We start from the raw sequence: 13196 nt of genomic DNA, 5'->3' as shown, positions 1-13196 counted from the left end.
AGCCTTATTCTACGAACTTATAGCCCGTGCCGTGGACGGTACGGAAGTGAATGGGGTCCGCGGGATCCCGTTCCAACTTCTGGCGTAGCCGCAAAATGTGCGTGTCCACAGTGCGGGTCGTCGGATAACTATGGTATCCCCAAACTTCGTTCAGAAGCTCGTTTCTCGAAACCACGCGGTCTTTATTGTTCAGAAAGAACCGCAGCATTTTGAATTCCTGCGGAGTCAGAGCGACCGGTTGCCCGGAACGCAGCAGCTCCATTTTCCCGAAGTCCACCTGGATCTCGTCGAAGTTATAGACTTCCTGCTTGTCGATACTGGGTATCAGTCGCCGCAACGCCGTTCGCACGCGGGCCAACAGTTCGCGCGGGCTGAATGGCTTCGTCACATAGTCATCGGCGCCAAGTTCCAGGAGCAACACCTTGTCCACAACATCGCTGGCCGCGCTTAGCACCAGGATCGGCACATTCGGCGAGAAACCGCGGATCTCGCGGCAGATGTCCTGCCCAGATTTTCCCGGAAGCCGCAGGTCGAGCAGGACAGCGCGCGGCGAGGTCGCCTGGAAGGTTTGCACGGCTGTCGCGCCGTCGGGCGCGACTACCACTTCGAACCCCGCCGATTCGAATGTTCGCCGCAGTGCTTTCTGCACCGTGGCATCGTCTTCAATAACTAGTATGCGGTCCATGGACTGTTCCCAGGTTCATACCAGCATTGACTACGTTGCGGAGAGAGTCAATCGCCCTTTAACAAAACAGTGACAAGTCACGCGGCAGAAGGACGTGTCCACCTGTCAGCGAGTACCGCCGCGAGCAGTGCGGTCACGAGTCCCGTGTATACATCCATTGTGTAGTGCGCGCGCAAGATCAGCACCGTGGCGATTTCGAATACCACGACAAAAACCGCGACGATGCGCAGCCAAGCTCTGCCTTCGCGCCACAACTCCGTCGCGCCAAACACCGCAATCGACGTGTGCCCCGAGTAGAAGAAGTCGTTTGAAACTCCGTAGGTGACGAGCAGAGAGGGGAAGCCGGGATAGTGCCAGAGATCGTCGGGTGGGGTGGGCAGAGCGACCAGCCCCTGCATCAGTTGTCGAAGCCCGAGAACAATCAGCAAACCGACGAATGGCCGGGCGGATTTTCCAAAGATCCACTTTGCGAGCAGATAAATGCCAAGCGAATCGATGATGGCGGAACTTACGATCAACAACGCATTCGTCGTCGCAGAATGACCTTGCAGATAGGCGTTAATCCTGTGAGTTAGCGTGTGGATGCCGTCGCCAATCGCTTCGCCGTGTAACTTGCGGGCGCCGATCAGTGATTGGGTCCAGAACCACACCCCCAGAGCGGCAGCCGTGATCGCTGCCCGCGCCACAATCGGGAATCGGCGCTTCTGCGCGACTGGTTGCAACTTCGCCGCGGAACTCATACCGTCGTCCCCAGTGCAATTTCTCTCAGTCGCCGCAAATCGAGCTTACCGGTGCCGAGATACGGTAGTGCATCCACATGTACGAATTGATCTGCACGAACTTTCCAGAGTGGCGGCAGGTCCGACTTCGCAATTTGCGAGACGCACTCCTGCACCTGCTCGTCCTTCAGCGTGTGCAGAACAACAAGGCGTTCGCCCTTCTTTTCGTCGGGCACGGCAGTCACCGCGAAGACCTGCTCGGTCGCTCCGATAATCTCTTGCAGCTTGTCTTCGACCCTGATGTGCGGCACCATCTCGCCGCCGATTTTGCTGAAGCGACTGAGTCGGTCTGTGATCTTCACGAAGCCGTCGTCGTCGATTGCCGCAATGTCGCCGGTGTTGTACCAGCCATCGTGCAGAACCTCCGCCGTCTTCTGCGGACGCCCGAGATATCCCTGCATCACGTTGGGTCCGCGAACCAACAATAGTCCCGGTTCACCAGGTGCTGCAGGCAGCATCGTCTCGGGGTTCACGACACGCAAGCTTATCCCCGGGAGCGGATGTCCAATGCTCGCGCGTTTGAACCCGACTTGCCGGAATTGCGCGGCGCGAAAGTCGCGCGTATTCACCGTGACAGTGGGAGAGCACTCCGTGCATCCGTAGCCTTCGAGCGGCTTGATACCGAATGTGTCTTCAAAAGCGACCGAGACGCGTTCCGGCAGTTTCTCGGCTCCGGTCATTACGTAATGCAAACTTCCAAAATCTTCCGGGGCGATTCGCCGCATATATGCATTGAGAAACGTCGGCGTTGCCAGTAGGAACGTCACTGAATACTGGCTCACCAGTGCACCAATCGCGCGGGCTTCCAGCGGATTCGGATGGAATACCACGCCCATCCCGACCTTCGCAGGCAGAGCCAGGGTCCCGGTGAATCCGAACGAGTGGAAGAACGGCAGTATCCCAAGGATCTTGTCGTGGCTGCTGAGCATGAACACCTGGTTCATCTGCTCAACGTTCGACGCGATGTTGTAGTGCGAAAGCACCACGCCCTTGGGATCGCCGGTACTGCCGCTGGAGAAGATCACGGTAGCGGTGTCGTCCAGAGTCGGCGTGCGTCCGCAGCCGCAGGCCTTTTCGATGAGCCGCTTCGGGAGCAGCCACGTGATAAGCAACGCCGTCAGTTTTTCCGATGCTCGTGGCGCTTCCGCCAATTCTTCCAGCAGGATCACCTTTCCCGGTGGCTCGACGTGTACGCGTTCCAGGAACGCCTTCGACGTGACGACCGTCTTTAACTTGCATTGCTCGGCGCACGACTGCAGCACCGCGCTCGATGCCGTGTAGTTCAGGTTTACCGGAACCTTGCCCATCATTAACGCAGCAAGATTCACTAGCGCACCCGGCACCGAAGGCGGCAACAGAATGCCTACCATTTCCTGGTCTTTCCAGGTTCCGCGCAAGCGTCGCGCGAGGAAGATGGCCTTTGTTAGCGCGCCGCCAAATCGCAATTTCGGCGTGCGGCCGTCCGCCATCGCAAAGCGCATCGGATGCATCCGTGCTGTCTTGATAAAAGATCGGTGCAGCGTGTGCATGTAGCGCTTGCGGAACCCGTAGGCGTCGGCGCCGAGTTCCTGCACTGCCTGTCGCACCTCGCGCGCAGTCGAAGTCGAGGGCATCGGCTTGCCGAAGGTCACGGTTACGGGATAGGGAATTTTGCGCGGGAATTTCCAGAGGAATCGGCCTTTGTCGAAGCTGAAGATCGAGCCCCAAACTCCGCCGAGGTTTACCGGAATGATCGGTACCTCTACGCCTTTCACAATGCGCTCAATGCCGCGCTTGAACGGCAGCATCTGTCCAATGCGCGTCATTTGGCCTTCGGGGAAGATGCCTATAATTTCGCCATCTTTGAGTGCTTGGGTCGCGGTGCGCAGGGAGTGAATCATCTCGCGTGGCCGCTGCGATGACGAGATGGGAATGATTCCCATGATCTTCGCGAACGGCTTAATCAGCGGATGTTCGTAGTTGTCCTTGAACATCAGGAATCGGATCGGCCGGTCAATCGCCGCCCATAGCAGAATCGCGTCCACCATCGAGACGTGGTTAGGGGCCAGCACCGCGCCGCCTTTGCTTGGCACGTTTTCGCGACCTTCGAGATGGATGCGATAGAGCGTGTGCGTGAGCATCCAGAGAATCAGGCGGAGCAGTGCGTCAGGTAGCAAGAAGAGCACATACACTGTCGCCGCCACCGTCACCAGCGAAACTGAGAAGAAGATCTGCGGTGGGCTGAAGTGCACGTAGTGCTGAAAGACGTAATAAACGCCGGTCGCCGCGCCGATTCCGACAAACGACAAGAGGTTTGCGGCGGCAATCACACCGCCCTTGTCCTTGTCATCTGGACGGTGCTGGATCAAAGCGTTGACCGGCACCGCGAAGAAGCCGGCGAAAAATCCCAGCGCCACGAGCAGCCCGAGCACGTGGTTGAAACTGAGCCCCGGACGCGAAAGCAGCACACCAAACACAGTCATGCCGACCGAGCCCATCGGGATCAGGCCGTACTCGATCTTTCCGCTGGACAGGTATCCCGCGGTCAAGCTGCCGACGCCGATGCCAATGGCCACCGCGGCTTGGAGAATTCCAGTGCGCGTGGAATTGGCGTGCAGTACGTCTTCGCCATAGAACACAATGTTTGCCGTGAGCAGCGCGCCGAGAAACCAGAAATATGTATTGCCGAAGATCGCAAGCCACAAGACCCGGTCACCGCGAATGAGTTTGCCCTGCGACCAAAGGTCCGCGAGGGGATTTGCCTTGAACTTCTTCGTCGGATTTGCCGGCGCTACCTTCGCGATCCCGAGACTGAAGAACAAGCCAAGCAACGAGAGCCCGAGCAGGATCGCACCGGAATATGCCTGGCGCCCTTTAAAGACTTCCGCGAACGTGGCTCCGATCACGCCCCCGGCGATCACCGCCAGAAACGTTCCCAGTTCCAGCACGCCATTGCCCCACGACAGCTTCTCTTCTGGCAGCAACTCCGGCAGCAGGCCATATTTCGATGGTCCAAACAGCGCGGCTTGAGTGCTCGCGAGAAACACCGCTGCCATTTGTACGTGCAGGTTTTGCATGCCGAGCCCGGCGATGGCCAAGCCCATCACTCCCATTTCCAAGAGCTTGGTGCCGATGGTGACGGTTCGCTTGCTGAAGCGATCGGCAAAGAAGCCGCCAGTCATCGAGAAGAGGATGAACGGCAGCGAGAACAGCGTGCCAACCACTAGAACGAGCTTGTCGCGTTGAGCCTTGTCTGCCACCGAGGCGAGAACGAGGAAGACAACCAGGTTCTTCAGCCCGTTCTCGTTGAACGCACCTTGGAACTGCGTGAGGATCAGTGCCCAGAATCCTCCGCGCCAGTTTTTCGCGACCGGACGAGGAGCTTCGTTCACGGGTGGTGGGACTTGTTCGGGAGCAGAGGGAGTTGCGACGGTACCTTCGCTCATCAGAGACCTTGGCCGGAAAGTGGTTAGGGATCACGACATATTGTCACGAAGCGGCGCGACGCGCCAATAACCAAAGAACCGCCCCGGCTTACAGCGCGATCGGCTCTCGCCTCTGGAGCATGCGTAGAATCCAGAAACCTGCGGCCGCGCCAGCCAAGTGTTTCAACGTATGCCCGCTGACGATGTGTCCGACCGAAAAGATCGGCTTGTCGAACGACTCGAGCAGCTTCGCGACAACGTACCATCCCACCACGATTGCCAGGTCCGAGCTGCGTGTGTATTTCGGACGCAACAGCAGCGCCACCAGCAGGATCGCGCCGGCATAAATCTGGACGCTGGCATAGAAGCGCAAATCACCTGCGCCAAGCAACTCGCTGCGATACCACTGGAGCACGCTCAGAACACCGAGCGCGAGAAGGAAAGGCAGGGCTACCAGGCCCGCTTTCAAGCTGATTCGCTCGGCGATCACACTTGCCACCATTCCCATGAACACAATCGTCATCGGGATGCGGTCCCACAGCAGTCGCGCATTGTCGGGAGCAAGATGGTAGTAGGAGGATCCAACGCAGGTCAGCACCAGGCCGACAAAGACTGCCAAGTACGGCCACTGCTCGCGCCGGTCCACAAAACGCTCGCGATGCTGAAGAAGAAATACAAGACCGAGCACGCCCAGGATCGCGAACGGAATATTCGAAGCGACATCGCCAAAGTTAGGAATGCCCAGCAGCCCGCGCTTGTCTGCGAAATCGTGATACCAAGCTGGTTGGGCGACGCGGGGAACAAGCATAACTCCCAGCGCAAGCAAGATCGTGACTCCCACGATCATCCAAACGCTCGCTGATTTTGAGATTCCGCTTCGGAGTCTGCTCAAGATGCGGGGAGTGTATCACCCGCGCAACATCGGTCTTCTACACGCGCAGTCCCATGCCGACGGGGCGTTCGCTCGAACCTTGCAGTTCGTGGACGACCATGGAGAGCGCGTGCTGCGCATCATCCGTCATATCCTTGAATACGACTGCCATGCCCACGCCAGGATGGCTTGTCGCCACGATGCCAGTCCCGCAGATCTGCGTGCCTTCGACTTCGATCTTGAAGCGCACATCCGTGTTCACTGGCCACGGTCCAAATGTGGAGAGATAGAAACCTCGGGTCGAGATATCGCCTAGGTGGCCCCAAACCCGTCCGTTGTTCTGAGTTATGAGGTCGCCACTACCGTTACAGCTGTACCGCTCGCATTGCCGCTTGTCGTTCATGCTGCTCCTACGAACTTCAGCACGAGGATTCTACGAAACCACACCCACACGGTCCGCATGTTTTATCCCCTCCGGAGGGAATCCCCTAAGTGCCCTTACTGAATAAGGCGGAAATTGCAGGAGAATTTTGCGGCCGAACGAAAAATTTTATTTAAGGTGCGCAAGTGATTGCTGCACAAGCTCTTCCGAGGCCCGCATTTTAGCGGATTCCACTCGGTGGCTGCCCATCGCGACCATTCTCTGCCATTGCGTGATGGAAAGTTCGGCAGAAGCCCGAGCACCGTTCCAGTCGCCGAGCAACGACTGCACGACCGCGAGGTTCTGATAGGCAATTGCCGCTAGCCGCAGCAACCTGTCCTTGTCCGAATCTGGAGCGGTTGCCTTTTCGACTTTTGCCACCGCAGCTCTCGCGTGACTGAGTGCGCCATCAGCATCGCCCTTTCGCGCCAGGGCCTCCGAGAGTCCCTCCTCGCTGGCAACCACTTGCGTCATCATGCTGAGGTCACTTGCTGCACGGGTGAGGCCCTTTTCCCCGTTCTCCATCGACGTCTGAAGGGTGGCAATCGCCTCGTCATTTTGCCCCATCAACATCAAACGTCGGCCCCGGAATTCCTGCACCGTGCTGAGCCACCGCAGATTTTTCACCGCTTTCGGGTCTGCAGCAACAAGTCGCGTCATGATCGTCTCGGCTTCGGTGAGATGAGCTAATGCTTCGGGCCAAAGTTCTTTCGGGAGATCGAGGCACGACGAAAACAGCAAAGCATTCGCGAGGTCATACTGCGCGAGTTGATTGTTCGCATCGGCCGCCGCCAGTTGACGCGCAATCGCCAGCGCTTTTCCGTAATACAAGCGCGCGCCTTCGGAGTCTCCAAGATTCAGGTAGATCGGATTTCCCAGCGTGCCCGCAAGGTTTCCGTAGGTGATCATCAGGCTGCGCTGCAGCAGTACATCCGACGGATTCCGCCGCACCTCTTCCTCGCGCAACGACATCGCGCGTCGGAAGCCATCAACTGATTCCCGCAATTCCCCGCGGACATTGTGCAGTTTTGCGTTCTGGCTGTAGGCGGAAGCCAGTTCCAGCAGGACCTCGGAATTGTCCGGAAATTGTTTGTGAGCTTTCTCGAGAGACCCGACCTGCAACTCCGAGTAACCAATCGCCGAGCCGGAATCAATCGTCTCATTGGTCTCCAGGAGTTCTGAATAAACCTCACTCTCCACCATCCAGCAATCAGGATCTTTCGGACAGAGTTTCGGCAACCGCGGCGCCATCGGCATAAGCGACTTCAGCACTGCAATCGCGCGTGCCTGTTCTCCAGTCCGTGAGAGCAGGATCGCCCATTGCACCTCGGCGTGAATCATCTGCCGCAGATATTCACCATTGTCCGGATATTGTTTGACCAATGGCTCGATCATCGCCACCGACTTGCGATAGTTCTCGTCTGCTCCCTTACTGTCGCCAAGGTTCGGTTTCAGCGGATGCCCCAGCACATCCGCCACGCGCAGGTACGACACGCTCAACATGAATCGCAGGCGATCATCATGCGCTGCATCTTTCGACAAATCTTCGAGAAAGCTCAGCGTGGTGGCGACGATCTTCCGACGCGCCTCGGTGGCGCCCGGAAGCTTCTCGATTGCGGAGTGCACGTCGAACAAAGTGTGATCGGAGAGCTCTAACATCTGCGCCAACCGGCGCTGCGAGATTCCTTGCTCCGTCTTCGCAACGAGCGCCTCGGCCTCCGCTTTCACGCGTTCCTGCTCCGCGATCTGAGTTTGTGCTTCGGCGCGCGCACGCTCGCGTTCAGCTGACTGGCGCTGCATTTCCGCCAATCCCCGGGCTGTTTCTGCGCGTTTGGCCTGCATCAGTGCCAGTGCTGTTCCGCCGACCAAACTCGCCGTCACCAGCGCGGCTGCTGCAACCAATAGAGCATGCCGCCGCAAGAACTTCCGGCTGCGATAGACGAATGAATCCTGCTGCGCTAGCACCGGGCGGCCCGCGAGATACTTCGCAATATCTTCGGCAAATTGGTTCACCGAACGATAGCGCCGCTCCGGTTCCTTGCGAAGTGCCATCAACACGATGTTGTCGAGATCGCTGTCAATTTTCAGCGACAGACCAGAAGTTTTTTCGACCGCACTTGGCGCAGGAATCTCGACGTGGCAAACTACCCGCTCGATTTCCGCCGGACTGTGCCCCGCAATCTTCTGTGCTCTCCTCCCCGTCAGCAGTTCGAAGAGGATCGCGCCCAACGCATAGGTGTCGGCTGCAGTTGTAATCGGCAGTCCCTGGATCTGTTCCGGACTCGCGTATTCCGGCGTAAGCGGCCCCATCGCCGACCAGGTCGAGGTCAGCCCAGGATCCAGGCTTGGACCGAGGAGCTTCGCGACTCCGAAGTCGAGGAGCTTCGGGATTCCTTCGCTGGTTACGAGGATATTGCTCGGCTTCAGATCGCGATGCACCACCAGTGCGCGGTGCGCGTACGAGATGGCCTCGCATACCCGGACAAACAGTCGCAAGCGCGCCTCGACGCTAAGATTTTGCTCGCGACAGTACACGTCAATCGGTCGGCCCTCGACGCGCTCCATGACGAAGAATGGACGTCCATCGTCGGTCGTACCGCCGTCGATTAATCGTGCGATGTAAGGATGTTCGAGGCCTGCGAGGATCTGACGTTCATGCCGGAAGCGCGCCAGAACTTCGGCGCTATCCATGCCGCGTTTTACGATCTTAATGGCGACGGTCTGATGGAAGTGCTCATCGTCGCGCTCGGCGAGAAAGACCGATCCCATGCCGCCGCGACCAATCTCTTTCACCAGGCGATAGCGGCCAAGCCGAGTGCCTATCAGCGAGACATCATCATGCAGGAGGGAATTGACTTCGGATTCGATGGCCTCGCTGATTCCGCCGGCACCCGCGGTATCCGCCCATAGCAGCGACTCGACTTCGGTACGCAAATCCGGATCGTCGGCGCACGTTTCGTCCAGAAATCGCACGCGATCGTACAGCGGCAGGTCTGCCGCCTCCAGAAATACCTCTTGTACGCGATCCCAGTTGTTGCCGGGCACGATCTCCTCCGGGTCGGATACACCCCATAACCTATAAGGCGAAATAGGACCGGATTTTTGGACGCCTTCTCAGGAATTCTTTTCGACTTCGCCGAGTTGTAATTCGCGTTGCAGCCATGCCTGACCTACTCGCAGGTGCCGCCGCACCTCGTGCACCGGCAAGTTCAAGACTTCGGCCGATTCTTCCGCCGTCATTCCGCCAAAGAACCGCATCTCGATCAATTGCGCTTTGATGGCATCTTTCTTTGCAAGTTCCGCCAGCGCATCATCCACCGCAATGATCGATACAGGACGCGCAATCGATACCGCATCGGCTTCTTCCAGCGACAAATCCACAACGCCACCGCCGCGTTTCTCGGCCTTGCGCGTGCGCGCGTGATCAATCAAGATCTGCCGCATGATCTGCGCCGCCACCCCCATAAAGTGTGCGCGGCTTCGATAATCCGGATGGTCTTGCTTGATCATCCGCGCATACGCTTCGTGGACCAGTGCGGTGGGTTGCAAAGTGTGGCCGGTTTGCTCGCCTCGCATGTAGGAACGCGCCAATCTTTTCAACTCGGGATAGAGGAGCGGCACCAGGGAATCAAGGGCGCGCTTATCTCCTGCTGCCACATCATGTAGCAGGATCGTAATGGGCTGTTCTTGGGGCAAGGACGCTATTTTAGCCGAGGTTCTCCAAAACTCAGCAAAGAATGGAAGGCGCCACGTCCCAAACAGGACAACATTGCTCTAGTTGACGCTTCTCGCCAAGTCATTGATTCTCAATGAAAATCGTGCGAAGGTGCTGCAACCTGGTTCAAATGCAACGACTGCACTCGCTGCGCCCTGACGTGAATCACGCCGTCTTGGTTTTGAAGCTTGCCTTCCACGACCAGGAACCGCTCGGTAAAAACCACCACCCGGTTCTGCTCATATAGTTGCGGACTAATGATCGCGTTCGCAATCCCCGTCTCGTCCTCGATGCTCAGGAAAACAAAACCTTTCGCCGTCCCCGGGCGCTGCCTTGCGATCACGCAGCCGGCGATTCGAACCTGCCGTCCGTCTTCCGCAACCTGTAACTGTTCCGCCGAAAGCACCCTCATCTTTGCTAGCCGCTCGCGATGATAGGTCATCGGATGCTTGCCGACGGTCAGGCCGGTGCCGTTGAAATCAGCGACTAACCGCTCCTCCCAATTCATCTGCGCCAGCGGTGAAACGTCCTCTTCTTCCTCCGCGGATTGCAGGAGCGGTCCGGGGCGTCGGCTCACCCGCTCCACCTGCCACAAGGCGTCGCGACGGTGCGCCGTACCGCCCACCCAGTTCAGCGCTCCGATTTGCGCCAGCGCCACCAGTTCTTTGCGGTTCAGCAGCGGCACCCGCCGGCCCAAGTCCTCCGACGACGCGAACGGACCGTGGTTTTCCCGCGATTTCACCAGTATTTCTGCGGTTTCCTGCCGTAATCCGCGCACATACCGCAATCCCAACCGCAATTTACGCTCGTCACCGGCGTGTTCTACCGTGCAGTCCCACACCGAACGTTGTACATCCACCGGTAAAACGCGCAATCCATGCCGTTGCGCGTCCTTCACCAATACCGCCGGCGAATAAAAGCCCATCGGCTGGTTATTCAGGATCGCCGCCGTGAACGCCGCGAGGTAATGCACCTTGAAATACGCCGACGCATACGCAATCAGCGCGAAACTTGCGGCGTGCGACTCCGGAAACCCGTACAGCGCGAACGACGAAATGCTCTGGATGATCTCTTCCTGCGTCTTCGGATCAAACCCGTTCTCCGTCATTCCCGCGCGCAATTTCACGCCGAGCTCGCGCATACGCTGCGTGGAGCGCCGCATTCCCAGCGCGCGTCGCAATTCCTCCGCTTCGGTGCCGGAGAAGTTTGCGACGATCATCGCCATCCGGAGCAACTGCTCCTGGAATAACGGCACGCCCAGCGTCCGCTTCAACACCGGCTCCAGCAACGGATGGTAGTACGTCACCTCTTCCTTCTTCTGTCGGCGACGCATATACGGGTTTGCCATGTTCCCCACGATCGGCCCCGGTCGGATGATCGCAACCTGCACCACGATGTCGTAAAACCGCGTTGGATAATTCCGCGGTAGCGACGCCATCTGCGCACGGCTTTCCACCTGGAACATGCCGACTGTGTCCGCCTTCTGCAGCGTGCGATAAACATCCCCATCGTTCTGGGGTAGTTGCGCCAAATCCACGGGAACACCGTAGTGCCGCGGTACCAAGTCCACGCAATCCTTGATTACCGCCATCATCCCCAGTCCAAGTAGGTCCACTTTGATGATGTGCATGTCGGCGCAATCGTCTTTATCCCATTGAACGACCGACCGGCCCGGCATCGACGCCGGCTCGATCGGCACCACGCTGTCGAGCTGCCCTTGGCAGATCACCATCCCGCCGGAGTGTTGCCCGAGATGCCGCGGCAAATCCTGGATACGGCTGCAAAGGTCGAGATATTTCGCGATATGCGGATGTTTCGCTTCAAATCCCGCCGATTCGAATTGGTTTTCCAGCGTGTCATTCGGCCCGCGCCACTCCCACGTGCTCACCAGCTTTGTCAGCTTGTTCAACGTCTCGACGTCGAAACCAAGCGCCTTGCCAACCTCTCGCGCCGCGGATTTTCCACGATAGGTAATGACATTTGCAGTCATCGCCGCGCCTAGATGCCCGTAACGCGTGTACACGTACTGGATCGCCTGCTCGCGCTTGTCGCCCGATGGCAAATCGAGGTCAATATCCGGCCACTCGCCGCGCGCTTCGCTCAAAAAGCGCTCAAACAGCAACTCCATGCCAACCGGGTCAACCGCCGTGATCTCCAACGCGTAACAAACCGCGGAATTCGCGGCGCTGCCGCGCCCTTGCACGAGAATGTCGTTCTGCTGGCAGAAGCGAATGATGTCCCATACGATCAGAAAATATCCGGCGAGACCGAGCTTCTTGATCAGCGCCAATTCGCGCGCAACTTGCTTCTGTGCACGAGCGTAGAGATCGGGCTCGTTCTTCGCTCCATAGCGCTTGATCACGCCTTCCTGTACGCGTTTCTCCAGGAACGAGTCCATCGATTCGCCATCCGGCGTGGGATAAATCGGGAACTGGTAACCAAGATCGTCGAGCTCGAACGTCAGCCGCTGCGACAACTCCCACGTATTCGCAACCGCCTCCGGCAGGTCGCGAAACAACCGCGCCATCTCCGCCGTCGGACGCAGATACCGGCACGAATTTTGCGCCAGCAGACGCCCCGCATCCTTCAGTGCCACGTGATGGCGGATCGCCGTAAACAGATCGGCAATCTCGCGCTCCGGCTCATCGGCATAACGCACGCCGTTGGTGGCGAGAATCGGCAGCTGCAGCGAGCGCGCAATCCGCACCGCCGCCTGGTTGCGCCACTCCTGCTCACGCAATCCATGCCGCTGCAATTCGACGAAAACATTCTCGCGCCCAAACATGCGCACCAGGTGCTCTACAGTTTTGTGTCCTTCGGGCTCGCCACCACGCGCCAGCGCCGACGCCAGTGGACCCTCGTCGCCGCCGGTCAAACACACCAGACCGCGCGCGAACTCTTCCACATCGGCCATCACCGCCGCGCCTTCCGCCTTCGACGGCTCGCGCATCTTCAGCCGCGTCACCATGCGGCACAGGTTCTGGTATCCCTCGCGCGACTCGCATAACAGCGGTAGACGCACCGGTTCCGCCGGCCATTGATGCGGCAACCACGCCGCCGGCGCCATGCGCTCACCGAGATCGCGCACGGCAATCTCGCTGCCCACGTGCGCACGTACGCCATTCGGCTTCGCAGCGAGATGAAACCGCGCCGAGCCATAAACGCCGTTTCCATCCATCAGCGCCATCGCCGGATATTCGAGTTGCTGCGCGCGAAAAATCAGCGTCTCAGGCAGTGAAGCCCCACGCAGGAAACTGAACGCGCTGTTCGCATGCAACTCGATGTATTGGTTTTGTGCGGTCATGGCGACGGGAGATGCGG

General features: G+C 58.6%; 8 protein-coding genes. All 8 read right to left on the bottom strand.

What is annotated here, in order from left to right; all coding sequences use genetic code 11:
* Positions 1–4 precede the first annotated feature (4 nt).
* A complete protein-coding gene (locus tag ACID345_RS21045) occupies positions 5–685 on the bottom strand; it encodes a response regulator transcription factor (protein ID WP_011524853.1) in 681 nt (226 codons plus the stop codon).
* Positions 686–762: 77 nt separating this feature from the next.
* Positions 763–1425 carry a phosphatase PAP2-related protein gene (locus ACID345_RS21040; RefSeq protein WP_011524852.1) on the bottom strand — a complete coding sequence of 221 codons (663 nt, stop codon included), beginning with the start codon at positions 1423–1425 and terminating at the stop codon, positions 763–765.
* On the bottom strand, positions 1422–4889 hold the full coding sequence (locus ACID345_RS21035) for an acyl-[ACP]--phospholipid O-acyltransferase (protein WP_011524851.1): 3468 nt from the start codon (positions 4887–4889) through the stop codon (positions 1422–1424). The genes ACID345_RS21040 and ACID345_RS21035 overlap by 4 nt, the downstream gene beginning before the upstream one ends.
* Positions 4890–4977: 88 nt before the next feature.
* Positions 4978–5715 (bottom strand): hypothetical protein, encoded by a 738-nt coding sequence (locus tag ACID345_RS21030; RefSeq protein WP_049761998.1) that lies wholly within the window; start codon positions 5713–5715, stop codon positions 4978–4980.
* 82 nt (positions 5716–5797) lie between these two features.
* Positions 5798–6142 carry a PilZ domain-containing protein gene (locus ACID345_RS26415; protein ID WP_011524849.1) on the bottom strand — a complete coding sequence of 115 codons (345 nt, stop codon included), beginning with the start codon at positions 6140–6142 and terminating at the stop codon, positions 5798–5800.
* 147 nt (positions 6143–6289) lie between these two features.
* Positions 6290–9205 carry a serine/threonine-protein kinase gene (locus ACID345_RS25945; RefSeq protein WP_011524848.1) on the bottom strand — a complete coding sequence of 972 codons (2916 nt, stop codon included), beginning with the start codon at positions 9203–9205 and terminating at the stop codon, positions 6290–6292.
* Positions 9206–9274: 69 nt separating this feature from the next.
* Positions 9275–9856 carry a sigma-70 family RNA polymerase sigma factor gene (locus ACID345_RS21015; RefSeq protein ID WP_228370686.1) on the bottom strand — a complete coding sequence of 194 codons (582 nt, stop codon included), beginning with the start codon at positions 9854–9856 and terminating at the stop codon, positions 9275–9277.
* Positions 9857–9966: 110 nt separating this feature from the next.
* Positions 9967–13179, bottom strand: coding sequence for a DNA polymerase III subunit alpha (locus ACID345_RS21010; RefSeq protein ID WP_011524846.1), 3213 nt, complete (start codon positions 13177–13179; stop codon positions 9967–9969).
* Positions 13180–13196: the final 17 nt, after the last annotated feature.

Origin of the sequence: Candidatus Koribacter versatilis Ellin345, from assembly GCF_000014005.1 — a bacterium.
Classification (GTDB): domain Bacteria; phylum Acidobacteriota; class Terriglobia; order Terriglobales; family Acidobacteriaceae; genus Korobacter; species Korobacter versatilis_A.
The sequence above is the reverse complement of the archived record's forward strand: the minus strand, read 5'-3'. Positions and strand labels throughout refer to the sequence as shown.